Raw genomic sequence first — 23,079 nt, 5'->3', positions numbered from 1 at the left:
GCGCTCGGGCGTTATCTTATCCGCCACCAAGCCTAATCCCGTACCGCTGTGCTATTGCGCGCTCTTCGTCAGTGCTTGGGGTGTGAGAAATAAACTCACTCGACCCCACAGCTTCAAGCCCCAAGGCTCTAATCAGGAGGGCGTCATACTTACCTGACATAAGCAGGATGCCTTCCCGAGCGAGGTTATCGCGCGTGCCCCTCCCTCCATCTGCGCGGATACGGCGCATGAAATCCTTTTGCCTAGCAGTTGCCTCGATGACATCTCGCGGAATGGGTCGGTCCTGCACCTCGCGGAAGAGGGCCATGACGCGCTCGTTGCCAGTCGGTTGCCCTGCGATAGTGCTTGCGGCTTTCGGCGGGATCGAGCGCCAAAAGTTCGGAGGGAGAGGATGCGCGTTCAGCAGCCACATGATGTGCGCAAAACCGGCAGCGGAGATGCTCTTTTTCTTGTCCTGATTGCTGCTCGTCGAGAGGTATAAATCGTCAGCGATGAATAGCCCGAAGTAGCAACGGGAACGTTCCTCATCCGCTGCCAGCAATAGGCAGGGGTGCCCGATCACCTCGCGGGGCATCATCCAATTGTTGCCGATGGTGAACTTCACGTCGGCGTCAGCCCCCAGGATTTGGAGGTCGAGGCGACCTTTCGGCAGGCGGAAGAACGATCGAATCATGATCTCTACCCGCGTGCCAATGTAAGTCTTCTCGGTCTTCTCCAGCTCCTCATAAGACCGCCGACCAGTCCGTGAGGTCTGAATCACATCGTCGATGGTTTCGCGCAGAAGCTGCGGAATCTCTCGCTGGATGTTGGCGAGTCCGCCACCGCGACTGAGGAGTTCGTTCCTAATCGCGCTGAGCTGGTCGAAGTAGGTGTGGCCAACGGAACAAACGCTCGCCGGAATGTTGGTACGCAAGGTTGAGCCATCTCCCCGATTCGCGAGGAGATGATGGGCTACCTAACCCGACTTTGGAAGGTCGTTAGGCCCGCAGTCGATTCACACGACGGGCCGTAAGTGCTTCAACCAATCGCTGAGCCACAGCGCGAGCGACCGGGGGCGGAAAAGCGTTGCCGACCTGACGATAGGCAGCAGTCTTCTTCCCTGAAAATTTCCAATCGTCGGGGAAGCCTTGGAGCCGCGCGACCATCGGAACCGTCAGCCGCGGCATACCCACAAAGTCGGGGTCTGGCGCCTCGTTGGCCAAGCTCAGGCCGTTCACCCCCAGCGACGCCCAGGCCTGCTTCGCCCGCGTCGGACCCAGGTCTGGACCACCATGCTTCTTAGAACCCCCAACCAGCGTCGGAGCAATTTCGTCAGCCTGGTCACGCCACCGCTTCGCACCGATCCAACCGCGTGCAGCAATTTGATCGAATAGCACAGACCCGACGGAGGGTGGATTATGATGGTCCGCATCCGGCCACTCAAAGTTCTCAGATAGGCTGCTCTGGACGGCTACTATGACCACGCGTGGCCGAAGCTGCGGAACTCCGAAGTCGGAAGCGTTCAGAAGGCGCCAGTCGGTAGTGTAGCCCAACTGCTTAAGCTGCTTCTTCAACCCCTCTCGGTAGTCCTGAAATACGGCACTTAGAAATCCGCGCACGTTCTCGATCATCACAGCCTTGGGGCGCACGGCGTCGATGATGTCCAAAGCATCGGGGAATAGGTTTCGCTCATCCCGCGGTCCCAGCTGCTTGCCCGCGACAGAGAATGGCGGGCAGGGCAAGCCACCGGCAACCAGATCGACCCCTTTGAAGTTAGCAGCTCTCGCCTTGAACAGCCGCAGGTCCTCCTCGTAGACTGACCACGAAGGTCGATTCTGGCGAAGAGTCTCGCAACAATGGCTGTCGATCTCGACTAGCCCCTCGTGCTCGAAACCGGCTTGCTCAAGGCCAAGCGCTTGACCCCCGGCGCCCGCGCAGAGTTCGAGCGATGTGAGCATGGTCAGTTCCCCTACGACAAGCGTTCTCAGTCTGTTCTTACCGGAATCGGCTGGCGCGGTAAAGGTAGCGAAACGCCTGAAGACGGGAAAGCACTTCCGTGCATGTCCGGCGCATACTTACGACCGCCTTACGAGCGTGCACGTACCTGCCTCGACAAGCGTGGAGTCTTCGCTATCTATTTGAAGTTACAACAGAAAGTGGTGGACGCACTAGGGCTCGAACCTAGGACCCGCTGATTAAGAGTCAGCTGCTCTACCAACTGAGCTATGCGTCCATTCCGGGCTGCTTGAGGCGCATATGGTGTCTGCGCCGCCGCGTTTGGAGGGGCGCCGTTAGCACCCGGTTTCGCGCGTTGTAAACCCTAAAATTGCAAATCTTGCCGCGGGCCTACCAGCGCTGGACCTGTCGACTCTGGCGGTCGATCGACATCAGGATTCCGAAGCAGATCATCACCGTCATCAGTGCGGTCCCGCCGAAGCTGATCATCGGCAGCGGAATGCCCACCACCGGTGCGAGGCCCATCACCATTCCCATGTTGATCGCGCAGTAGAAAAAGATCGTCGCCGATAGCGCCGCCGCGGTGAGCCGCCCGAACCGGCTCTTGGCACGCACCCCCACGTTGATCCCCCAGCCGATCAGGATCGCGAAGGCGATGATCACGAACAGCCCGCCGAGCAGCCCCCATTCCTCCATCATCGTGGCCAGGGCGAAGTCGGTATGCCCCTCGGGCAGGTAATCGAGGTGGCTCTGCGTGCCGTTGAGGAACCCCTTGCCGAAAATGCCGCCGGAGCCGATCGCGATCTTGGACTGGCTGATGTGATAGCCGGTGCCGAGTGGGTCGCTTTCGGGATTGAGGAAGATGAGCACGCGGTTGCGCTGATACTCGTGCAGCAGGAAGTTGACCGCGATGGGTATCATGATCGCGACCCCCAGCGCTCCGCCGATGAACAAGCGGAGTGGGATGCCGGCGAGGAACATCACGGTGAGCCCGCCGAACGTGATCATCAGCGCAGTCCCGAGGTCCGGCTGCAGCATCACCAGTCCGGCTGGAAGCCCGATGAGCACTCCCGCCGGCCATATCGCGCCGAACTTGCGGATCTCGCCGACGGGCAGCATCTCGTAGAAGCGCGCCAGCGCGAGCACGATCGCGGGCTTCATCAACTCGGAAGGCTGGATCCGGATCACGCCCAGGTCGAGCCAGCGCTGGCTGCCGCCAGCGACCGCGCCGAGCGCCTCGACCCCAATCAGCATGAGCAGGATCACCGCGTAGAGGGGAAGGGCGGCAAGCGCCCAGAAGCTCTCGGGAACGCGGGAAAGCACCAGCGCCATCACCAGGAAAACCGCGAAGCGGACGCCCTGCGAGAAGGCCCAGGGTTCAAGGCTTCCTCCCGCCGCCGAATAGAGGACGATCAGCCCGAAGCCGCCGATCGCGATCACCAGCAGGATCACGCGCCAGGGAAACTGCGCGAGCGGGGCGGGGACGAAGCTGCGCGTCGTAGCCGAGGAGGAATCGAGGCGGCTCATTCTGCGTCCTCCGGTACGATCCTTTCGCCCGCGTCGACCGCCGGCACGCCGGTTGCGTTCGCGGCGGCCTCTGCGGCGTTGGTCACCGCCGCGGAAGCGTCTTCGGGCGGAGGGGCAGGCGGCGCCTGTTGCGCGGCGCGGAACGCGTCCGCCTGCGCCGCCATGCGCGTGCGATAATCCCCACCCCAGCCTCTCTCGAGCGCCGCAAGCGTCTCCATCGCGCGGGACCGGTCGAACAGAAAGGTGAGCAGGTCACGCGCTACCGGTGCGGCCGCACCCGAACCCGACATGCCATGCTCGATCACCACTGCAGCGGCGTAGCGTGGATTATCAACCGGCGCGAAGCAGATGAACAGGCCGTGATCGCGATATTTCCACGGCACGTTGAGCCCGCCGCGTGCGCCCCCGCTGATCCGGCGCACCTGCGCGGTGCCGGTCTTTCCGCCCATGCGGATGTCGGGGAAGGGAAGCTTGCTGCGGCCCGCGGTGCCATGGCCGTTCACCACTTCGTCCATTCCCGAACGCACTGCGGCGAGATGCTCCGCCGGAAAATCCAGCGGCTGGGCGACGGCGGTGTTTCCGGCGAGCAATGACGGCATGATCGCCCGTCCAGACGCCACGCGCGCCGCGAACACCGCGAGCTGCAGCGGGCTCACGAGCAGATAGCCTTGGCCGATCGACACGTTGAGCGTGTCCGCGGCGGTCCAGCTCTGCTTGTGCCGCCGTTGCTTCCACCCCGCGTCGGGCACCGTGCCATAGCGCTGTGAGGGAAGGGGAAGCGGATATTCGGCGCCCAGCCCCAGCTTTCGTGCAGCAGCAGCGATCGCCTCGATCCCAACGTCGCGGCCGACGGTGTAGAAATAGGTGTTGCAGCTACGCGCGATCGCCGTGTGCAGCGTCATCGGCCCATGCCGGCCCAGGCAGCCGAAGCGGCGGTTGCCGAGCGTGTAGCCGCCATTACAATAAACCACCCGGTTGGCGTCGATCCCGGCGCCCAGGGCCGCCAACGCGGTTGCGGGCTTGAAGGTCGAGCCGGGCGGGTAGAGGCCCTGGAGCGCCTTGTTCATCAGCGGGATGTGATCATCCTCGGACAGCATCGCCCATTCGGTGCGGCTGATCCCGTCGGAAAAGCTGTTGGGATCATAGGCAGGCATCGAGCAGAGCGCGACCAGCCCGCCAGTCATGAGATCCACCACCACTGCCGAACCCGATTCAGGGCCCAGCCGGCGGGCGGCATATTCCTGGAGGCCGGCGTCGATGGTGAGCTTCACCGTCTCGCCCGGACGATCCGGACGCGTCGCGAGCTCGCGCACCAGCTTGCCGCGCGCGGTCACTTCCACACGCTTGGCGCCCGGCGTGCCGCGGAGCCGGTTTTCGAGCACTTTCTCGAGCCCGTCCTTGCCCAGCTTGAAACCGGGAGTAACGAGGAGCGGGTCCTTCTCCTTCTGATATTGTTCGGCCGAGGCTGCGCCGACATAGCCGATCAGATGGCCCACGGCCGCACCCAATGGATAGTTGCGCGCAAAGCCCCGCGTCGGCGAGACGCCAGGCAACTCGGGCAGCCGCACGCTCACCGCCGCGAACCGCTCCCAGTCGAGATTCTCGATCACCGGCACCGGGCGGAAGCCGGAAGCGCGCTTCAGGTCGGTCTTGATCCGGTCCATGTCCTCGGGCGTGAGGCGCAGGATCTGCTGAAGCGCGGCGAGCGTCTTATCCCTCTCCTCCATCCGGTCGGGGATCAGGTCGACGCGGAAATCGGTGCGGTTGTTGGCGAGCGGGATGTTGTTGCGATCGACCAGCCAGCCGCGCCGGGGCGGCGTGAGCGTCAGGTTCACGCGATTGCTTTCGGCCATCAGCCGATAGCGTTCGTTCTCATAGACCGAGAGCCAAGTCATCCGTCCGGCGAGCACGAGCGCCACCGCACCCTGCACGCCGCCGAGCATCACTGCGCGCCGCGAGAAACTGTAGGTCTGGGCTGCGTCGCTGATCCTCGCCACGTCAGACCTTCTTCACGTCGCGGTCCATCCACGCGCAGAGCCGGGAAACCAGTGGAAACAATGCACAGGCGATCGCTCCCTGAACCAGCACCGCCGTATCGACGTGCGCGCCGAAATCGGTGGCGATCAGCCGGCCGCCGATCAGGCAGAAGCCTATGGCGCCCGACGCGATCAGCCAGTCCTGCCAGAAATCGCGCCATACGAGGCGCGTGTCCAGTACGTCGATCACCAGCACGCACAGCGTCCACAGAAGCATTGCGCTTCCCATCGGCTGCCCGCTCACCAGATCGTCGAACAGGCCCAGCGGCACCGCTGCCCATACGCGCATCGAATCGCCGCGCGTCATGCGCCACCCCAGCAGCAGCAGCAGCCCGAAGGGCGGCAGGACCGGCACGACTGCGATCACCGGCAGCAGCGTCATCAGCGACCCGAGCATGACCGATGTGGGGGCGAGCCATGTAGCGCGGGGGCGCTTCTCCGAATGCCCGAGCGGCAGGATCTGCATCGCGCTCACTGTGCCGTCTTGGGCTGTTCGCCCGGCGGTGCAACGGGCGCCGGCGTCGGAGGCTGTAGGAAACTCTGCTGCACCATGGCGAAATCGAGCGCGTCCGGATTGGCGGCGGGCTGCGCGATCGCAATATCGCCGGTGGTACGGATCACCCGGCCCAGAGGAATGTCGGGCGGGAAAACTCCCCCGGTTCCCGAGGTGACGAAGCTGTCGCCGGGCTGGAAAGTGAGCCCGGCTACGCTCGCCGAGCGGATGTCGATCAATCCGTCGCCGCGGCCTGAGGCGATCGCCGGCAGTCCGTCGCGGACCCGGCGCACCGGCACAATGCTTTCGGGGTCGACGATCAGCAGCACGCGCGCCGTATTGGGACCGGTCTCGATCACCTGGCCGATGAGCCCGGCGGCCTCGCGCACCGGCTGGCCGCGCTTCACGCCCTGCCAGGAGCCCGCATTGAGCGTGGCGAAGCGTCGCGTGCTTGACGACGTGCTATTGACCAGCCGGGCGATCACCACTGCGTCAGTTGCCACATCGCGCAGCTTGAGCATGGCGCGCAGCCGCTGGTTTTCCTGCGTGAGCGTCTGCGCCCGCACGACCAGATGCTTGTCGGCCTCGAGCTGCTGCTTCAGCCGTGCATTTTCAGTGCGGACATTGAGGTAGCTGCCGATCCCCTGCGGCACTCCGGCGATCCCGTCCCAGGCCCATGCAAGCCCGGAGGATATCGGCGTGGTGACTTCGGCGACGGTGCGGCGCACGGCGGAATAGGCAGACGGGTTGAAGGTCGAGAGCAGCAGCAGGCAAACCGCGATCAGCGCACCGCCGATCGCGCCTACATAGCCGAGGAAGAGCCCGTATTGCGCCCGCCGCGAAAATCCGGGGCGCCGGTTGCGTGGCGGCGCCATGTCCCCTCGCGCTCCTTAGACCTGGATGAGCACGCCGCGGAACATCGGATCCTCGAGCGCGCGCCCCGTACCAAGCGCGACGCAGGTCAACGGATCCTCAGCGACCGTCACGGGCAGGCCCGTCTCGTCGCGAAGCACCTCGTCCAGCCCCTGGAGCAGCGCGCCGCCACCGGTGAGGACGATGCCCTGGTCGACGATGTCGGCGGCGAGCTCGGGCGCGGTGTTCTCGAGCGCGATCCGCACGCCCTCGACGATCGTGCCGACCGGTTCGCTGAGCGCCTCGGCGATCTGGCCCTGGTTGATCTGGATTTCCTTGGGCACGCCGTTGACGAGGTCGCGGCCCTTGATGTGGATCGTCTGGCCGATGCCGTCCGCGGGCGGCTTGGCAACGCCGACTTCCTGCTTGATCCGCTCAGCGGTGGCTTCGCCGATGAGGAGGTTGTGGTTGCGCCGCACGTAGGAGACGATCGCCTCGTCCATCTTGTCGCCGCCGACGCGGACTGAGGTGGAGTAGGCGAGGCCGCGCAGCGAGAGCACCGCGACTTCGGTGGTGCCGCCGCCGATGTCGACCACCATCGAGCCGATCGGCTCGGTGACGGGCATATCGGCGCCGATCGCGGCGGCCATCGGCTCCTCGATCAGCCATACCTGGCTCGCGCCGGCGTTCGAAGCGGCGTCGCGGATAGCGCGGCGCTCGACCGAAGTCGAACCCGAAGGCACGCAGATCACGATCTGCGGCCAGCGCATGAAGCGGCGCTGCCCGTGCACCTTCTGGATGAAGTGCTTGATCATCTGCTCGGCGACGTCGATGTCGGCGATAACACCGTCACGCAGCGGCCGAATCGCCTCGATCGAGCCGGGGGTCTTGCCCATCATCAGCTTGGCGTCGTCGCCGACTGCCTTGACCTTCTTCACGCCATTGAGCGTCTCGACCGCCACCACCGACGGTTCGTTGAGCACGACGCCGCGGCCGCGCAGGTAGACGACGGTATTCGCCGTACCCAGGTCGATCGCCATATCGTGTGACATGAATTTGAAAAAGCGGGAGAAAGCCATTCGTTGTTCCGTCCTACCGCCGCGCGCCCGCCGTCGGCTGTTCGCACCAGATTTATTCCGGACCCTTCCGGGACGGATCGAAAAAATCCGGCTCGGTGCCATGCGGTTGCGGGTCGCGGGAAGCCGCCCGTTGGGCTAGACAGACTGCCATGTCAATACGCCGTCTCCCCGAGCATCTTGTCAACCGAATTGCAGCCGGCGAGGTGGTCGAACGCCCCGCAAGCGCGCTCAAGGAGCTGGTCGAAAACGCTGTCGACGCAGGTGCAACGCGGATCGCAGTCAGGCTCGCGGCGGGCGGGACCGAGCTGATCGAAGTCATCGACGACGGTTGCGGCATGCAGCCCGCCGAAATGACGCTCGCGCTCGAGCGTCATGCCACCTCCAAGCTGCCCGAAGCTTTGTGGGATGAAGGGGCAATCGAGCAGGTCACCACGCTGGGCTTTCGCGGCGAGGCGCTTCCGTCGATCGCCAGTGTCGCGCGGCTGACGCTCGAAAGCCGGGTCCGCGGCGGCGATGGCTGGGCGCTGACAGTGGATAATGGGGAGCGATCGACAGAGGGTCCCGCGGCCCTGCCGCCGGGAACGCGCGTCCGGGTCGAAAACCTGTTCGCGCGCGTTCCGGCAAGGCGCAAGTTCCTCCGCTCGGCGCGCGCCGAATATGCCGCGAGCCTCGACGTGGTGAAGCGGCTCGCGATGGCGCGGCCCGACATCGCCTTCTCCGTCGAGCACGACGGCCGCAAGGTGCTGTCGGTCCAGGGAGGCGAGACGCGGCCGCAGCGCGTTGCCGCGCTCACCGATCGCGATCTCGCGGAGAACAGCGTCGCGGTGGATCTGGAGCGCGAAGGTCATGTGCTAGGCGGCGTGGCCGGGCTGCCTACGTTCAACCGCGGTGTTGCGGACCACCAATATCTCTTCGTGAACGGCCGTCCGGTGAAGGACCGGCTGCTGGCCGGTGCCGTGCGCGGGGCCTATGCCGAAATGCTCGCGCGCGATCGGCATCCGGTTGTGGCGCTGTTTCTCGACGTGCCCGCGGAGGCCGTCGACGTGAACGTCCACCCTGCCAAGACCGAGGTTCGCTTCCGCGATCCGGCGCTGGCACGTGGACTGATCGTCTCGGGGCTCCGGCGCGCGCTCGACGAGGCGGGGCACCGCAGCGCGCAGCGGCCGAGCGAGGCCGCGCTGGGAATGTGGCAGCCGGGATATCTGAACGGCGAAAACCCAGCCGTTGAAATCGCGGCGGACGGCGGCGCCGGCTATGTTCCGCCCTTGGCGTTCGCACGCCATTCGGGTGCGCTCCACGATCGCCGCGCGACCTTCTTCACTCCGCCGCCGCAGGCGCGCGCCGAGCCGGCGCATGCGCCGGTGCCGGGCACGGCCGATTTCCCGCTAGGCGTTGCCCGCGGGCAGGTGGCCAAGACCTATATCGTCGCCGAGGCCGAGGACGGTCTCGTGCTGGTCGATCAGCACGCCGCGCACGAACGGCTCGTGCTCGAGCGGATGCGCCGCGCGATGCAGGGCGGAGGTGTCGCCGCGCAAGCGCTGTTGCTTCCCGAGGTCGTCGAGCTCGATGAGCCGGCGTGCGATCGGCTCGAGGCGCGCGTGGCGGAATTGGGCCAGTTCGGGCTCGAGCTCGAGCGCTTCGGCCCGCGTGCGATGCTGGTCCGTGCGACACCGGCGGCGCTGGGGCAGGGGGATGTGCACGGCCTCGTCACCGATCTCGCAGACGAACTGGCCAGTTTCGACGAGGCCCTGTCGCTCAAGGAACGGCTCGATCATGTCGCTGCGACGATGGCCTGCCACGGCTCGGTGCGTGCGGGCCGCATCCTGTCGGTGGCCGAGATGAACGCGCTGCTTCGCGAGATGGAGGCGACCCCGCATTCGGGCCAGTGCAACCACGGCCGCCCCACCTGGGTGAAGCTAGCGCACGGCGACATCGAGAAGCTGTTTGGGCGGAAGTGACCTATAATAGTACGGAATGACTTAGTCGCGCTTTCCTTCGGTCGAGCAGATTGCGTTTCCGCATTTGGATGATACGAAAAGCCATTCGCTCGGAGATATCTATGTCAATACGGCTTTCGTTTGTGCTTGCGGCTACTTTGGTTGCACTTCCGGCAGCGGCACAGACCGCGGAGAAAAGCAATTCTGCCGACTCTAAGGAGAAAAAGATCTGCCGGCGCGAAATGACCACCGGATCGATCAGGGCGAAGTCGGTGTGCCACACCCGCGAGGAGTGGAAGGCGATCGGGGAGCAGGATGATCGTAACAATGACGCGTTCCGGAACCGCCCCCAGTCGCGCCCGGGCTCAAACGGTTTGGAATAACCGCGAACGGCAGGTGATCATCGCCGCCCGCTGCCGATAGCGCGCGTTCGGCGCGGGTTTTCGGGACTCGCTTGTTGCGGCAACGCCGGCTTCCCGTCCGCCGTACTGCTCATGTCCACCACGCACATGTAGCGATAGCTGCGGTGGGTGCCGCAGCCGACGCCGGCATAGCGGAACATCCTGTTGAACAGCAGCGCGCGGTGGCCGCGGTTGGGTACGCCGTCGTCGACGATGAGCTGACGCACCACTTCCTGCGGGTGCGAGTAGCCATAGGAAATGCCTTCGCCGACATAGATGTCGCCGCCGCGCCGCCGCACGCGTTCGCCCGGCGAATTCCCGGCGCGCGAACTATGCCCTAGAGCACCCGCCGGCCCTTGCGCTGCGACATGGTCCGCGGCGGCCAGCGCCAGCACATCGCCGAAATCGAGGGGTGGCAAGGGCCTCTGGCGTTCGAGGAAGGCGATAGCCTCGTCCACCGCGCGGGTGCCTTCGCTCGTGATCATGCCGTTCTCGTCGCCGGGCAGGAAAACCAGCCGGCCGTCGAAATAGCTGCGATACTCGCGAAGATCGTCGGCATAAGCCTGCGGATTCTGGCGAGCGAAGTTTATCTCGGCAAGCACCTCCGCCTCGATAGCCCGATCGCGTCCTTGCGCATCGCCGACGACCAGTAAGCTGCAGCACGCGCCAAGCGCGATGACCAAACGGCTCAGGCCAAACATGAACTCCCCCACACGGTCGGCGCACGATGCGCGTTCCGGGTGATTGGCTGCTTCGCCTTAACGCAACCCGAACCGCCTCCGGCCCCAACAAAGAAAAGGGCCACCCCGGCATTCCGGAGCGGCCCATTTTCCTTTGGCCCTCGTCGGCTTCAGGCGTTCTCGCCCTCGGCAGCCGGAGCCTCCTCGGCGGCGATTTCGCCCGGTTCGAGGTTCGGATCGCGGTCCTCGGTGAAGCCGGCTTCGTCCTTCTCGAACATCGCCGACATTACATCGACGCCCTGCGACTGCATTTCGGCCTCTTCCGGCGAGCGGGCGACGTTGACCTTGACGGTCACCGATACCTCGGGGTGCAGCGCAACCTTCACGTCGTACACGCCGATCGCCTTGATCGGACGGTCGAGCACGATCTGCGCCTTGTTGACCTTGTGGCCGTCGGCGATGAGCGCATCGACCAGATCGCGCACCGCGACCGAACCATAGAGCTGGCCGGTATTCGAGGCTTGGCGGATCAGCGTGACCGACACGTCCTTGAAGTTGCCGGCTTCCTTCTCGGCGTCGCTGCGACGCGAGGCGTTCTCGGACTCGATGCGAGCACGATTGGCCTCGAAGACCTTGCGGTTGGCTTCGTTGGCGCGCAGGGCCTTCTTGTTCGGGAGCAGGTAGTTGCGGGCGAAGCCGTCCTTCACCTTCACCACATCGCCGATGCCGCCGAGCTTTTCGACGCGCTCAAGCAGAATAACATCCATGGGGTGCGCTCCTTACTTAACGATGTAGGGCAGCAGGCCCAGGTGGCGGGCGCGCTTGATGGCCTGGGCCAGCTCGCGCTGCTTCTTCGCGCTCACCGAAGTGATGCGCGAGGGGACGATCTTGCCGCGCTCAGAGACGAAGCCCTGAAGCAGACGGACGTCCTTATAGTCGATCCGGGGAGCGTCCTTCGCGGAGAAGGGGCAGCTCTTGCGACGGCGGAAAAAGGGTCGTGCCATGATTCTCTAAGCTCCTTACTCGCCACCGAAACCGGTGCTGCCGGCATCGTCGCGATCGCGACGGCCACGGCCACGCTCACGGTCGGCACCCTTGCGCATCATCACCGTCGGACCCTGCTCATGCGCGTCGACCTTGACGGTCATGTAGCGGATGACGTCCTCGTTGATCTGCGTCTGGCGCTCGAGCTCGGCGACCACGCCTGCAGGCGCGTCGATCTCGAGCATCACATAGTGCGCCTTGCGGTTCTTGGCGATGCGATAGGCGAGGCTGCGAAGGCCCCAGGTCTCGGTCTTGACGACCTTGCCCTGATTGTCCTCGACGATCTTGGTGGCGGCTTCCGCCAGAGCGTCCACTTGCGCCTGTGCCAGATCTTGGCGCGCAAGGAACACGTGCTCGTAAAGAGCCATGCGTTCTTCTCACTGTTGGCCGATCGCTGACGTGCACCCCATGTGCAACGCCCCTCCGGCTGTCGTCCGAAATACGAAAAGCGGCCAGCCGAAGCTGCCGCTCAACGGTGCGCCCCTACGCCGTGCTGGTGCAAAAGGCAAGCGCCGAACATCCGATTGGTTAACTTGCTTGACTCGGTTTGATGTTTTCAGCGGCAGGCGCGCGTTTACATCCTCTCTGCGAAGAGAAGCATAAACACATGAAATCCTACATTGAAAGCACGAATACTGAAGCACGATAAAAAGGGCGGGGAGGTTGACTCCCCGCCCGATGCTCAACCGTTCGGTTGAGTTTTTTTGCCGGCTTAGCGGATCATGTTCGCGAAGACCGCGGCGATGACCCCGCTGGCGATGCCGACCAGCACCGCATCATTGCCCGACTGAACGTAGCGATAGCCGCGCGGCGGGGCATTCAGGCCGCGATACTGGCGATAATCGATCTGGCGATAGTTGCGGGCATAGCGCGTATCGAAGCGCTCGCCGCGATGCCAGTTGCGATACTGCTGCCCGCGCTGCGCCTTCTGCTTGACGACCACCGTGCCGTTCGGGCGGTGCTTCACGACGGTGCGCTGCGTCTCATAGCCGCGATGCTGCGGGGCGGGGGCGGCCGAGGCCGCCATCGGCGCGATGGCGACAGAAGCTGCAGCCAGGCCCAGAAAGATCTTCTTCATCATGATTTCTACTCCTCAAACGCGCCGTTGCCGGCGTTGAGAACTATCTAGGAGTCGCTTGTCGCAGCCTGGTCCCGGTTCGATGGCGAAATGGTCGCGAATTGTCGCAAGGCGGCTTGGACTTGCCCCGATACGCCAAGGGTTCTAACGCGCGCCCCCTAACGTGAATGGAGAGGGGCAATGCGCGCATTCATCTTCCCGGGGCAGGGCAGCCAGGCAGTGGGCATGGGCAGCGCGCTGGCCGCGGCCAGCCGTTACGCCCGCGAAGTGCTCCAGGAAGTCGACGACGCGCTCGGCCAGAAGCTCTCGCAACTCATGGCCGAGGGACCCGAGGACCAGCTGACGCTCACCGCCAACGCGCAGCCGGCGATCATGGCGAACGCCCTTGCGGTGCTGCGCGTGCTCGAGCGGGAAGGCGGCATCCGCCTTGCGGACAAGGCAGACTTCGTCGCGGGCCATTCGCTGGGCGAATATAGCGCGCTGTGCGCCGCCGGGGCCTTCGACCTTGCGACCACCGCGCGGCTGCTCCGCAAGCGCGGCGATGCGATGCAGGCGGCGGTGCCCGTGGGCGTCGGCGCGATGGCTGCGATCCTGGGCGCAGACCGCGGGAAGGCACAGGCGATCGCCGATGCCGCCGCGGAGGGGCAGGTCTGCACCGTCGCGAACGACAATGATCCGTCGCAGGTGGTGATATCGGGCCATCGCGAGGCGATCGAGCGCGCGATCCCGCTCGCCAAGGAAATGGGCGCCAAGCGGGCGCTGCTGCTGCCGGTCTCGGCGCCCTTTCATTGCCCGCTGATGCAGCCCGCCGCCGATGCGATGGCCGAGGCGCTTGCGGCGGTAGCGATCCAGGCGCCGCTGGTTCCGCTTTATGCGAACGTGACGGCGGCGCCCGTGGCCGACCCGGACATGATCCGCGGGCTGCTGGTCGATCAGGTGACCGGAATGGTCCGCTGGCGCGAATCGGTGCTGGCGATGACCGAGGCGGGTGTGACCGAGTTCGTCGAGTTCGGCGGCAAGGTGCTGGGCGGCATGGTCAAGCGCATCGCACCCGATGTGAATACGATAAGCGTGGTGACGATGGAAGACATCGAGGCGCTGGCGAAGACGCTTTGAGTCGTAGATAAAGGCGGTTCACGCGGAGGCGCGGAGGCGCGGAGATTTGCAGGACCTTGAGGCGATCAGCGGGGACGTCATTGACGTTGCGATCGCGCTTCATCGCGAACTTGGACCAGGCTTGCTGGAGAGCGTTTATGAGATGCTTCTCGCCAGCAAGCTGGCGAAGCTCGGCTACGCGGTGGCGAGGCAGCACCCGGTCGACATTCATTATGACGGTATGGAGTTTCCGGCGGCATTCCGGATCGATCTGCTCGTTGCAGGGAGCTTGCTCATTGAGATCAAGTCGGTCGAGCGGCTGAACCCCGTACACGGCAAGCAGTTGCTCACCTATTTGCGTCTTACCAAACAGCCCGTAGGGCTGCTGATCAACTTCGGCGGGGAAACGCTGATTGAGGGACTGAAACGCGTGGTGAACGACTACCGTCCCTCCGCGCCTCCGCGCCTCCGCGTGAACAAAAAGAACTGGAGCGATTGAATGTTCGACCTCACAGGCATGACCGCCCTCGTCACTGGCGCTTCGGGCGGGATCGGTTCGGCTATCGCGAAGGGCCTTGCGGCGCAGGGGGCGCGGTTGGCGGTTTCGGGGTCCAATGCCGAGAAGCTGGAGGCTTTCCGCGCCGAGCTCGGCGGGGATCATGTTCCGCTGGTGTGCAACCTCTCGGACAGCGCCGCGGTGGACGCTCTCGTGCCGCAGGCGGTCGAGGCGCTGGGCGGGAAGCTCGACATTCTGGTCAACAACGCCGGCGTCACGCGCGACAATCTGGCGATGCGGATGAAGGACGAGGAGTGGGAGCAGGTCATCAAGGTGAACCTGGAGGCCGCGTTCCGCCTGATCCGCGCCGCCGCCAAGCCGATGATGAAGGCACGCTTCGGCCGCGTGATCTCGATCACTTCGGTGGTCGGCGCCACCGGCAATCCCGGCCAGGCGAATTATGCCGCGTCCAAGGCCGGCCTCGTCGGCATGTCGAAGGCGCTGGCGCAGGAACTCGCGAGCCGGAACATCACTGTCAACTGCGTCGCTCCGGGCTTCATCCGCTCGGCGATGACCGATGTGCTACCCGATGCGCAGAAGGACGCGCTGCTCGGACGGATTCCTGCGGGGAAGCTCGGCGAGGGCGAGGACATCGCCGCCGCGGTCGTGTATCTCGCGAGCAAGGAAGCGAGCTACGTCACCGGCCAGACGATCCACGTCAACGGCGGGATGGCGATGCTCTGAGCAGCAGGAGACGATCGATGCGGGGAGCGGGACTGGCAGCCGCGGTGCTGCTGGCGTGGACAGGCTCCGCGCACGCCGCGGACTTAGGAACGATCGACTGCGTCGGGCAGAAGCTCGATGCGGCGGTCCGCGCGCAGATCGAAGCCGATGCTGCGCGGAATTTGGGCGAGAGCGGCAAGCGGCCGAGCTATGATCCGAGCGTCGGCAACGGCCTGCGGACTGCGGCTGCCGGCTGTGCGAAGGAGCATGGCTGGTCGGCCGCGGCCGCCAAGGCAGCTGGGCTCTATGCCCTTGCGAAGATCGGCCTGCCGGTCGCGCAGCGCGTCGTCGGCGAACACGGATTCGATCCGGCGGAGCTCGAAGACCGGTTTCAGACGCTTCCCGAGGAGGCGCGCAACCGCCCGCTCACGGCCGAGGAGAACCAGGGGCTCGTGCGAGACGCCGTGACCGAGGAAGCGCAGCAGACTCGTGAGAATGCGGAATTGCTCGGTGAGTATTTCGCCTTTCTCGGCACGATCCAGTACGCTGCTTTCGATTTCTCCGCGGGCTGACGCCCGGCAGGCATCACGCCACCCTCTTGCAACGGCACCTGCGGCATTCTAGGTGCGTTTCAACAAATCAGAGCCCCAGTCACAAAGGATAACAGGGACCATGGCCACTCAGGAAGAGATCACCCAGCGCGTGACCGCGCTCGTCGTCGACCACCTCGGCGTCGATGCCGGCGAAGTGAAGCCCGAAGCAAGCTTCATCGACGATCTGGGCGCAGACAGTCTCGACATCGTCGAGTTGGTCATGGCTTTCGAGGAAGAATTTGGCGTCGAGATCCCCGACGACGCGGCGGAGAAGATCACCACCGTGGGCGACGCGATCTCGTACATCAACGAGCATCAGGAAGGCTGATCGCCTTTCCGGCGACGCGGCCTGATGGGCCGACGATGCCATTGAGCGGCTTCCCGTCCGGGCTCGCAAGAGAGGACGGGGAGCCGTTTCGTTTTTCGGCGCGGTGGGTTTTGCGATTTGCGGGCCCGATCGTGCATAACGCTAGTGAAGAATTGACGGAGAGAACGCCATGCGCCGCGTAGTCGTGACCGGCCTTGGGCTCGTCACCCCCCTGGGTGCCGATGTCGAGACCGCCTGGAAGAACATCATCGCTGCCAAATCGGGCGCGGGGACGATCACGCGCTTCGATGCGACCGATTTCCACAGCAACTACGCGTGCGAAGTGAAGCCTGCAGACCATGAATATGGCTTCGATCCCAACAAGCGGGTCGATCACAAGGTGCAGCGCCAGGTCGATCCGTTCATCATCTACGGGATCGACGCCGCCGGCCAGGCGATCGAGGACGCGGGCCTGCTCGACATGAGCGATGAAGCGCGGCTGCGTGCCGGCTGCTCGATCGGATCGGGCATCGGCGGCCTGCCGGGGATCGAGAGCGAATCACTGGTGCTCGCGGAGAAGGGCCCCAAGCGCGTTTCGCCGCACTTCGTCCATGGCCGGCTGATCAATCTCATTTCGGGTCAGGTCTCGATCAAATATGGGCTGATGGGGCCGAACCATGCGGTGGTGACCGCCTGCTCGACCGGCGCACATTCGATCGGCGACGCGGCGCGGATGATCGCGATGGACGACGCCGATGTGATGCTCGCGGGCGGCGCCGAGGGCGCGATCTGCCCGATCGGCATCGCCGGCTTCGGCCAGGCGCGTGCGCTCTCGACAGCGTTCCGCGACGAACCGTGGCGTGGCAGCAGGCCCTATGACGTCGACCGCGACGGCTTCGTGATGGGCGAGGGTGCGGGCGTGGTGGTCCTCGAAGAATATGAGCACGCCAAGAAGCGCGGCGCCAAGATCTATGCCGAAGTGATCGGCTATGGCCTGTCGGGCGATGCCTATCACGTCACCGCGCCGCACCCGGAGGGTTCGGGTGCGTTCCGTTCGATGCAGATGGCAATGAAGAAGTCGGGGCTCGACCTTGGCGACATCGATTACATCAACGCGCACGGCACCTCGACGCCGCTCGGCGACGAGCTCGAGCTGGGCGCGGTGCGCAAGCTGTTCGGCAACAACATCGGCGAGCTCTCGATGTCGTCGACCAAATCGGCGATCGGGCACCTGCTCGGCGGCGCCGGCGCGGTGGAGAGCATCTTCTGCATCCTGGCGATGCGCGACCAGATCGTCCCGCCGACGCTCAACCTCGACAATCCGAGCGAAAATTGCGCAGGCGTCGACCTGGTCCCGCACAAGGCCAAGGAGCGCAAGGTCAAGGCCGTGCTCAACAACAGCTTCGGCTTCGGCGGCACCAACGCCAGCCTGGTGATGAAGTCTGTCTGACACTTCCGCCGAGCGCCGTCCGCGGCGCGGGCGGGCAGGGGGCTGCGCGATCCTCGTCGCGGGGCTGCTGGTGCTCGCGCTGGTTCTGGGCGTGCTCCAGCTCTGGGGCGGCGGAGGGCCGGCGCGCGGCAACCTGACCGTGCTGGTTCCCGAAGGCGCGAGCCTGACCCGGGCCGCGAACGAGCTCGAGAAGACGGGGGCGATCCGCTCTGCGCGCGAGTTCGTGCTGCTCTCGAAGCTACTGGGCGGGGGCGCCGCGATCAAGGCGGGTGAGTATCGCATTCCGGCGGGGCTGAGCCAGTCGGGCATCCTCGAACTGATGCAGGAAGGGCGCACGCTCCAGCGCTTCGTGCGTATCCCAGAGGGTACGCCTTCGATCATCGTCCATGAGACGCTGATGAAAGCGCCCGTGCTGAGCGGGAGGATCGAGGTGCCGGCGGAAGGCTCGGTGCTGCCCGACAGCTATGCCTATAACCGCGGCGACATGCGCCAGGCGATCCTGAGCCGGATGCAGAAGGCGATGAGCGACTATCTCGCCAAGGCCTGGGCGAAGCGCAAGCCGGGGATCGCAGTCAAGACGCCGCAGGAAGCGCTGATCCTCGCCTCGATCGTCGAGAAGGAGACCGGCAAGCCCGAGGAGCGCCGGACGGTGGCGGCGGTTTATTCGAACCGGCTGAAGCGCGGGATGCCGCTCCAGGCCGATCCGACGATCATCTACCCGATCACCAAGGGCAAGCCGCTGGGGCGCCGCATCCTCAGGAGCGAGGTGCAGGCGAGGAACGATTACAACACCTATGCGATGACCGGCCTGCCGATCGGCCCGATCGCCAACCCGGGCCGCGCCTCGATCGACGCGGTGCTCGATCCGGCGCAGTCGAGCGCGCTTTACTTCGTGGCGGACGGCAAGGGCGGGCATGTGTTCGCCGATACGCTCGAACAGCACAATGCGAACGTGCAGAAATGGTACGCGATCCGCCGCGCGCGCGGGGAGATGTGATCGGGCTCTCCCCCGCGAGGGGGAGGGAATTAGCGCGCCAGCCCAGCTGCCTCGCGGGACAAAGCCTCGACCTGCTCCATGCTGGCGCCCTTGGGCGTTACCCAGCTGCCGCCGACGCACAGGATCGGATCGAACTCGAGCCATTCGGGGGCGGTGGCGGCGGTGATGCCGCCGGTGGGGCAGAATTTCGCCTGGTAGAAGGGCGCGGCGAGCGCCTTGAGCGCCTTGAGCCCGCCCGAAGTCTCGGCGGGGAAGAATTTGAAGTGGGTCAGCCCGAGATCGAGCCCGCGCATGATGTCGCCGGCAGTGGCGGTGCCAGGGAGGAAGGGCACGCCGCTGGCGATGACCGGATCGGCGAGGCGCTCGGTAAGGCCGGGCGAGACGATGAACTCGACATCGGCGTCCATGACCTGCTTGAACTGGTCGGTATTCACCACGGTGCCCGCACCGACGATCGCGCCTTCGACCTTCTTCATCTCCGCAATCGCCTCGAGCGCCGCGCCGGTGCGCAGCGTCACTTCGAGCACACGCAGCCCGCCCTTCACCAGCGCCTCGGCCAGCGGGCGCGCCGTGGCCGCATCCTCGATCACCAGCACGGGGATGACGGGCGCGGTGCGCATGATGGCTTCGATGTTCACTGGGCGTGCTCCTGGGCAAAGGCCGCCGCGGCGCCATAAAGGCCCGGCTGCGGGTGCGTGATCAGTTTGACGGGGATCGACGCCATCAGGTTCCGGAACCGGCCCTTAGCAACGAAGCGCTCGCCGAAGCCCGATTGCAGCAAATGGTCCTTGAGACGCAAGCCCAGTCCGCCCGCGATCACCACGCCGGTGGGGCCATGTTCGAGCGCGAGGTCCCCGGCGACCGCGCCGAGGCTCAGGCAGAAGCGATCGAGCGCGGCGTGGGCAAGGCTGTCCTTGCCTTCGAACGCGAGGCTCCAGATCTGCTTGTCGTCGAGCCGCTGGACCGCGCGCCCCTCGATCTCGGCCAGCGTTTCGTAGATCGAGACGATCGCGGGGCCGGCGACGACGCGCTCTTTCGAGACGCGGGTGTAGGTCTTGCGCAGCCGCTTCACGAGTGCGTCCTCGATCGGATCGAGCGGCGCGAAGTCCGAGTGGCCGCCCTCGGTGGCGATCACATGATAGCCGGCGCGGTGGCGGAAGACCTGCGCAACCCCCAGACCGGTGCCCGGGCCGCAGACAGTGATCGAGCCGGCACCGGGCAGTGCCACGTCGGGCCCGCAGAGGTGCAGAAAGGATTCGTCGCCGAACTGCGCGACCGCGTGGCCGATCGCGGCGAAGTCATTGACCATCGTCCAGGTGTCGGCGCCGAGCCGGTCGGGGATCAGAGCAGGGCGGATGATCCAGGGATTATTGGTGAGCTTGATCACTTCGCCGCCGACGGGTGATGCCACGGCGATCGCGGCCGCCTTTGGCATCGGGCGGCCGAGCGTCTCGCCGAAGGCCTGCCAAGCGAGCTGGAGGCTGGGGTGCTCGGCGACCTTCTGGGTCACCGGCTCGCTCATCGAGACGACACGGCCCTCCGCCACCTCGGCTACCGCGAAGCGCGCGTGGGTTCCTCCGATATCGACTGCGACGACTTCCATGAACGCTCCTGAACCTCCCCGAGCCGTCGCCTGTCAACGTTGGCAGGCGCGTGCGCGGCCCTTCTCCGCGGAACCGCCGCGGTTGTAAAGGCGCGGTTTCGATGAACCGGCCGGGCCTAAAGGCCGGCCTCCGCCAGCATCGCCGATGCGCCGAGTTCGGCCTCGTCGGCGTGGCGCATCATCGCGAACAGCTCGCGGCCCGTGCCCATCGGAGCGGGCGGAGCCGCGGCCAGCTCGCGCGCGGCCCATTCGGCGGGATCGACCAGTGCTTCGAGTACACCCGCGTCGGCATCAAGGTGGATGATGTCGCCATCGCGCACCTTTCCGATCGGGCCGCCGCCCAGCGCCTCAGGGGAGAGGTGGATCGCCGCCGGCACCTTGCCCGAGGCGCCGGACATCCGCCCGTCGGTGACCAGCGCAACGCGGTAGCCGCGATTCTGGAGCACGCCGAGCGGGGGTGTGAGCTTGTGCAGCTCGGGCATGCCATTCGCCTTGGGCCCCTGAAAGCGGACCACGACCACCACGTCGCGATCGAGCTCGCCCGCCTTGAACGCGTCCTGGACCTGCTGCTGGTCCGAGAAGACACGAGCAGGAGCCTCGATCGTCCAACGGTCGCGCTCGACCGCCGAAACCTTGATGCAAGCGCGGCCAATATTGCCCTTGAGGATTCGGAAGCCGCCTTCGGGCGAGAAGGGGGCGTCAATGGTGCGGACGATCGTGTCGTCGCCGCTCTCTGCAGGCAGGTCCTTCCAGACGAGCGCGTCGTCATCGATCTGCGGCTTGCGACCATATTCGGCCATGCCACCTTCGGCGATCGTCAGCGTGTCCGCATGCATCAGTCCGCCGCGCAGCAACTCACGGATCACGAACGGAGGACCGCCCGCATCCTCGAACCCGTTCACGTCGGCCGAGCCGTTCGGATAGACGCGCGTGAGCAGCGGAATCACGCCCGAGAGGCGATCGAAATCGTCCCAGTCGATCACGATGCCGGCAGCGCGCGCAAAGGCGGGGACGTGGATCAGATGGTTGGTCGAGCCACCGGTCGCGAGAAGTGCGATCGCGGCGTTGACGATCGCCTTCTCGTCGACGACGTGTCCGATCGGGCGATAATCGTTGCCGTTCCAGCCGAGGTCCGCGAGCCGGTGGACCGCTGCGCGGGTGAGCTCCTGGCGCAGCTTGGTGCCGGGATTGGCGAAAGCGGCGCCCGGGATGTGAAGGCCCATTGCCTCCATCATCATCTGGTTCGAGTTCGCCGTGCCGTAGAAGGTGCAGGTGCCCTTGCCGTGATAGGCGGCGATCTCGGCCTCGAGCAGTTCGTCGCGCGTGGCCTTGCCCTCGGCATAGCGCTCGCGCACCGCGGCCTTGTCCTTGTTGGCGAGACCCGAACGCATCGGCCCGCCGGGAATCATCACCATCGGCAGATGTCCGAAACGCAGTGCGCCCATCAGCAGCCCCGGTACGATCTTGTCGCAGATGCCGAGCAGCGCGGCGCCTTCGAACACGCGGTGCGACAGCGCGATGGCAGTCGACAGCGCGATCGTGTCACGGCTGAAGAGCGAGAGCTCCATGCCGGCATAGCCCTGGGTGACGCCGTCGCACATCGCGGGCACGCCGCCTGCAACCTGCGCGGTGGCGCCAGCCTCGAGTGCCCAGACCTTCATCTGCTCGGGGTAGCGATAATAGGTCGCGTGCGCCGAGAGCATGTCGTTGTACGAAGTGACGATGCCGATGTTCATCCGGTTCGCCGGTTTCATCAGATCGCGCTGCTCGTCGGTGCCCGCATAAGCGTGGGCAAGGTTGGCGCAGCCGAGCTTGGGCCGGTCGGCACCTGACTCCCGCTCACGGCGGATCAGCTCGAGATAGGCGGCGCGGCGCTCCTTCGAGCGCTCGATCACGCGATCGGTGACTGCGGCGATTTCGGAATGAAGCTTAACCATATCTCTTACCTCGCCCGTTCGCGCCGAGCTTGTCGAAGTGCCCTTCGACAAGCTCAGGGCGGACGGAAACAAACATCAATTCACGCAGCCCAATGGATGTCGACCGGCAGCTCGACGTCCGCGAGGACGCGGCCGACCGGGTAGTTGGACGATGCACCCTGCTCGATTGCGGCCTCGAGCACGTCGCGCTTGGCCTGACCGGTTACGGCGATCATCAGCGCACGGGCAGAGACGATCGCGGCGCGGCTCAGCGTCACGCGCGCGACCGGGGCTTCGGGCGGCAGCGGATCGGGCAGCACGCCGAGCGCGCGGCGCTCGCGAGGGCCGTTGAGCGCCTCGTCATAGTCGGGACCTGGGAAGATCGACGCGCAGTGGCCGTCGCCGCCCACGCCGAGCAGGCAGAGGTCGAGCGGCCAATGGAAATCCTGAAGCCGGGCATCGGCCGCACGGCCTGCGGCCTTATAATCCTCCGCCTTGTCGCTCACGAGCGGGATGACGCGCGCACCCTTGGGGATGAAGACCTTGCCGATCGCGGTGACGTTCGAGAGCGGATCGCCGAGCGGGACGATGCGATCGTCGCCCGGGATGATCGTCACGCGCTTCCAGTCGAGCTTGGCGCTTGCGAGCTTCTCATAGATCGGGAGCGGGGTCTTGCCGCCCGCGAGCGCGATCACGGCAGCACCGCGCGCGTCGATCGCGCTTTCGATGATGAACTGGATATCGCCGGCTACGGCCTCGGCCATCTCGTCGGCGTTCTCATAGTCCCACCATTCGATCTCGGTCGTCATTGTTGCTCCTGTTATCGGTGGGTTGCGT

The 23,079-nt window shown here is 65.4% G+C and carries 24 protein-coding genes and 1 tRNA gene; 8 read left to right on the top strand and 17 right to left on the bottom strand.

Annotation, left to right across the window (positions count from 1 at the left end):
- Positions 1-16: 16 nt before the first annotated feature.
- The 8 genes from ACMGDH_RS08985 to ACMGDH_RS08950 form a co-directional block, all read right to left on the bottom strand.
- A complete protein-coding gene (locus tag ACMGDH_RS08985) occupies positions 17-913 on the bottom strand; it encodes a NaeI family type II restriction endonuclease (protein ID WP_436827604.1) in 897 nt (298 codons plus the stop codon).
- 64 nt (positions 914-977) lie between these two features.
- A complete protein-coding gene (locus ACMGDH_RS08980) occupies positions 978-1,937 on the bottom strand; it encodes a DNA cytosine methyltransferase (RefSeq protein ID WP_436827603.1) in 960 nt (319 codons plus the stop codon).
- A 199-nt stretch (positions 1,938-2,136) separates the two neighbouring features.
- Positions 2,137-2,212: transfer RNA gene (locus tag ACMGDH_RS08975), tRNA-Lys, on the bottom strand.
- A gap of 113 nt (positions 2,213-2,325) precedes the next feature.
- Positions 2,326-3,462, bottom strand: coding sequence for a rod shape-determining protein RodA (gene rodA, locus ACMGDH_RS08970; RefSeq protein ID WP_436827602.1), 1,137 nt, complete (start codon positions 3,460-3,462; stop codon positions 2,326-2,328).
- Positions 3,459-5,405 (bottom strand): penicillin-binding protein 2, encoded by a 1,947-nt coding sequence (mrdA, locus tag ACMGDH_RS08965; RefSeq protein ID WP_436828228.1) that lies wholly within the window; start codon positions 5,403-5,405, stop codon positions 3,459-3,461. The genes rodA and mrdA overlap by 4 nt, the downstream gene beginning before the upstream one ends.
- Positions 5,406-5,460: 55 nt before the next feature.
- On the bottom strand, positions 5,461-5,964 hold the full coding sequence (mreD, locus tag ACMGDH_RS08960) for a rod shape-determining protein MreD (RefSeq protein WP_436828227.1): 504 nt from the start codon (positions 5,962-5,964) through the stop codon (positions 5,461-5,463).
- Between the two features lie 5 nt (positions 5,965-5,969).
- Positions 5,970-6,866: a rod shape-determining protein MreC gene (gene mreC / locus ACMGDH_RS08955; protein WP_436827601.1), complete on the bottom strand. Its 897-nt coding sequence runs from the start codon at positions 6,864-6,866 to the stop codon at positions 5,970-5,972.
- A gap of 15 nt (positions 6,867-6,881) precedes the next feature.
- Positions 6,882-7,922 carry a rod shape-determining protein gene (locus ACMGDH_RS08950; protein WP_436827600.1) on the bottom strand — a complete coding sequence of 347 codons (1,041 nt, stop codon included), beginning with the start codon at positions 7,920-7,922 and terminating at the stop codon, positions 6,882-6,884.
- A 149-nt stretch (positions 7,923-8,071) separates the two neighbouring features.
- Between ACMGDH_RS08950 and mutL the strand changes: the two genes are divergently transcribed.
- The gene (mutL, locus tag ACMGDH_RS08945; protein ID WP_436827599.1) at positions 8,072-9,880 is read left to right on the top strand and encodes a DNA mismatch repair endonuclease MutL; all 1,809 of its coding nucleotides are present in this window, start codon (positions 8,072-8,074) and stop codon (positions 9,878-9,880) included.
- A 379-nt stretch (positions 9,881-10,259) separates the two neighbouring features.
- On the opposite strand, the gene ACMGDH_RS08940 is transcribed toward mutL, so the two are convergent.
- From ACMGDH_RS08940 to ACMGDH_RS08920, 5 genes are all read right to left on the bottom strand, one after another.
- Positions 10,260-10,961, bottom strand: coding sequence for a CAP domain-containing protein (locus ACMGDH_RS08940; protein WP_436827598.1), 702 nt, complete (start codon positions 10,959-10,961; stop codon positions 10,260-10,262).
- A 149-nt stretch (positions 10,962-11,110) separates the two neighbouring features.
- The gene (rplI, locus tag ACMGDH_RS08935) at positions 11,111-11,707 is read right to left on the bottom strand and encodes a 50S ribosomal protein L9 (protein ID WP_436827597.1); all 597 of its coding nucleotides are present in this window, start codon (positions 11,705-11,707) and stop codon (positions 11,111-11,113) included.
- 12 nt (positions 11,708-11,719) lie between these two features.
- Positions 11,720-11,944 (bottom strand): 30S ribosomal protein S18, encoded by a 225-nt coding sequence (gene rpsR / locus ACMGDH_RS08930; protein WP_010543816.1) that lies wholly within the window; start codon positions 11,942-11,944, stop codon positions 11,720-11,722.
- Positions 11,945-11,959: 15 nt separating this feature from the next.
- A complete protein-coding gene (gene rpsF / locus ACMGDH_RS08925) occupies positions 11,960-12,352 on the bottom strand; it encodes a 30S ribosomal protein S6 (RefSeq protein ID WP_436827596.1) in 393 nt (130 codons plus the stop codon).
- 344 nt (positions 12,353-12,696) lie between these two features.
- Positions 12,697-13,065, bottom strand: a complete 369-nt coding sequence (locus ACMGDH_RS08920) for an RcnB family protein (protein WP_436827595.1) — start codon at positions 13,063-13,065, stop codon at positions 12,697-12,699.
- Positions 13,066-13,242: 177 nt separating this feature from the next.
- Here ACMGDH_RS08920 and fabD point away from each other — a divergent pair, with 177 nt between their 5' ends.
- The 7 genes from fabD (at position 13,243) to mltG (ending at position 18,723) form a co-directional block, all read left to right on the top strand.
- Complete coding sequence (gene fabD, locus ACMGDH_RS08915) at positions 13,243-14,178, top strand: ACP S-malonyltransferase (protein ID WP_436827594.1); 936 nt, start codon at positions 13,243-13,245, stop codon at positions 14,176-14,178.
- Positions 14,179-14,224: 46 nt separating this feature from the next.
- Positions 14,225-14,656, top strand: a complete 432-nt coding sequence (locus ACMGDH_RS08910; RefSeq protein WP_436827593.1) for a GxxExxY protein — start codon at positions 14,225-14,227, stop codon at positions 14,654-14,656.
- Entirely contained in the window at positions 14,657-15,397 is a 741-nt protein-coding gene (gene fabG, locus ACMGDH_RS08905; protein WP_436827592.1) for a 3-oxoacyl-[acyl-carrier-protein] reductase, read from the top strand.
- 17 nt (positions 15,398-15,414) lie between these two features.
- On the top strand, positions 15,415-15,948 hold the full coding sequence (locus ACMGDH_RS08900; protein WP_436827591.1) for a hypothetical protein: 534 nt from the start codon (positions 15,415-15,417) through the stop codon (positions 15,946-15,948).
- A gap of 100 nt (positions 15,949-16,048) precedes the next feature.
- Positions 16,049-16,297: an acyl carrier protein gene (locus tag ACMGDH_RS08895; RefSeq protein WP_436827590.1), complete on the top strand. Its 249-nt coding sequence runs from the start codon at positions 16,049-16,051 to the stop codon at positions 16,295-16,297.
- A gap of 169 nt (positions 16,298-16,466) precedes the next feature.
- A complete protein-coding gene (fabF, locus tag ACMGDH_RS08890) occupies positions 16,467-17,726 on the top strand; it encodes a beta-ketoacyl-ACP synthase II (protein WP_436827589.1) in 1,260 nt (419 codons plus the stop codon).
- A 70-nt stretch (positions 17,727-17,796) separates the two neighbouring features.
- On the top strand, positions 17,797-18,723 hold the full coding sequence (mltG, locus tag ACMGDH_RS08885) for an endolytic transglycosylase MltG (protein ID WP_436827588.1): 927 nt from the start codon (positions 17,797-17,799) through the stop codon (positions 18,721-18,723).
- 29 nt (positions 18,724-18,752) lie between these two features.
- Here the strand turns inward: mltG and eda are convergent, their stop codons facing one another.
- From eda to pgl, 4 genes are all read right to left on the bottom strand, one after another.
- Entirely contained in the window at positions 18,753-19,343 is a 591-nt protein-coding gene (eda, locus tag ACMGDH_RS08880; protein ID WP_436828226.1) for a bifunctional 4-hydroxy-2-oxoglutarate aldolase/2-dehydro-3-deoxy-phosphogluconate aldolase, read from the bottom strand.
- 14 nt (positions 19,344-19,357) lie between these two features.
- Complete coding sequence (glk, locus tag ACMGDH_RS08875; protein WP_436827587.1) at positions 19,358-20,326, bottom strand: glucokinase; 969 nt, start codon at positions 20,324-20,326, stop codon at positions 19,358-19,360.
- A gap of 116 nt (positions 20,327-20,442) precedes the next feature.
- Positions 20,443-22,263 carry a phosphogluconate dehydratase gene (edd, locus tag ACMGDH_RS08870; protein ID WP_436827586.1) on the bottom strand — a complete coding sequence of 607 codons (1,821 nt, stop codon included), beginning with the start codon at positions 22,261-22,263 and terminating at the stop codon, positions 20,443-20,445.
- 80 nt (positions 22,264-22,343) lie between these two features.
- Entirely contained in the window at positions 22,344-23,051 is a 708-nt protein-coding gene (gene pgl / locus ACMGDH_RS08865) for a 6-phosphogluconolactonase (RefSeq protein ID WP_436827585.1), read from the bottom strand.
- Positions 23,052-23,079 lie beyond the last annotated feature (28 nt).

The sequence above is a fragment of the Sphingomonas radicis genome, assembly GCF_051400635.1.
Taxonomy (GTDB): Bacteria; Pseudomonadota; Alphaproteobacteria; order Sphingomonadales; family Sphingomonadaceae; genus Sphingomonas.
Note: the sequence above shows the minus strand (reverse complement) of the source record. Positions and strands in the feature narration are given on the sequence as shown.

Bases quoted from the DNA above. Each gene is read 5' to 3' on its own strand.
- ACMGDH_RS08980 (WP_436827603.1), bottom strand. From the start codon at position 1,937: ATGCTCACATCGCTCGAACTCTGCGCGGGCGCCGGGGGTCAAGCGCTT.
- rodA (WP_436827602.1), bottom strand. From the start codon at position 3,462: ATGAGCCGCCTCGATTCCTCCTCGGCTACGACGCGCAGCTTCGTCCCC.
- mrdA (WP_436828228.1), bottom strand. From the start codon at position 5,405: ATGCTCGGCGGCGTGCAGGGTGCGGTGGCGCTCGTGCTCGCCGGACGG.
- mreD (WP_436828227.1), bottom strand. From the start codon at position 5,964: ATGCAGATCCTGCCGCTCGGGCATTCGGAGAAGCGCCCCCGCGCTACA.
- mreC (WP_436827601.1), bottom strand. From the start codon at position 6,866: ATGGCGCCGCCACGCAACCGGCGCCCCGGATTTTCGCGGCGGGCGCAA.
- ACMGDH_RS08950 (WP_436827600.1), bottom strand. From the start codon at position 7,922: ATGGCTTTCTCCCGCTTTTTCAAATTCATGTCACACGATATGGCGATC.
- mutL (WP_436827599.1), top strand. From the start codon at position 8,072: ATGTCAATACGCCGTCTCCCCGAGCATCTTGTCAACCGAATTGCAGCC.
- ACMGDH_RS08940 (WP_436827598.1), bottom strand. From the start codon at position 10,961: ATGTTTGGCCTGAGCCGTTTGGTCATCGCGCTTGGCGCGTGCTGCAGC.
- rplI (WP_436827597.1), bottom strand. From the start codon at position 11,707: ATGGATGTTATTCTGCTTGAGCGCGTCGAAAAGCTCGGCGGCATCGGC.
- rpsR (WP_010543816.1), bottom strand. From the start codon at position 11,944: ATGGCACGACCCTTTTTCCGCCGTCGCAAGAGCTGCCCCTTCTCCGCG.
- rpsF (WP_436827596.1), bottom strand. From the start codon at position 12,352: ATGGCTCTTTACGAGCACGTGTTCCTTGCGCGCCAAGATCTGGCACAG.
- ACMGDH_RS08920 (WP_436827595.1), bottom strand. From the start codon at position 13,065: ATGATGAAGAAGATCTTTCTGGGCCTGGCTGCAGCTTCTGTCGCCATC.
- fabD (WP_436827594.1), top strand. From the start codon at position 13,243: ATGCGCGCATTCATCTTCCCGGGGCAGGGCAGCCAGGCAGTGGGCATG.
- fabG (WP_436827592.1), top strand. From the start codon at position 14,657: ATGTTCGACCTCACAGGCATGACCGCCCTCGTCACTGGCGCTTCGGGC.
- ACMGDH_RS08900 (WP_436827591.1), top strand. From the start codon at position 15,415: ATGCGGGGAGCGGGACTGGCAGCCGCGGTGCTGCTGGCGTGGACAGGC.
- ACMGDH_RS08895 (WP_436827590.1), top strand. From the start codon at position 16,049: ATGGCCACTCAGGAAGAGATCACCCAGCGCGTGACCGCGCTCGTCGTC.
- fabF (WP_436827589.1), top strand. From the start codon at position 16,467: ATGCGCCGCGTAGTCGTGACCGGCCTTGGGCTCGTCACCCCCCTGGGT.
- eda (WP_436828226.1), bottom strand. From the start codon at position 19,343: ATGCGCACCGCGCCCGTCATCCCCGTGCTGGTGATCGAGGATGCGGCC.
- glk (WP_436827587.1), bottom strand. From the start codon at position 20,326: ATGGAAGTCGTCGCAGTCGATATCGGAGGAACCCACGCGCGCTTCGCG.
- edd (WP_436827586.1), bottom strand. From the start codon at position 22,263: ATGGTTAAGCTTCATTCCGAAATCGCCGCAGTCACCGATCGCGTGATC.
- pgl (WP_436827585.1), bottom strand. From the start codon at position 23,051: ATGACGACCGAGATCGAATGGTGGGACTATGAGAACGCCGACGAGATG.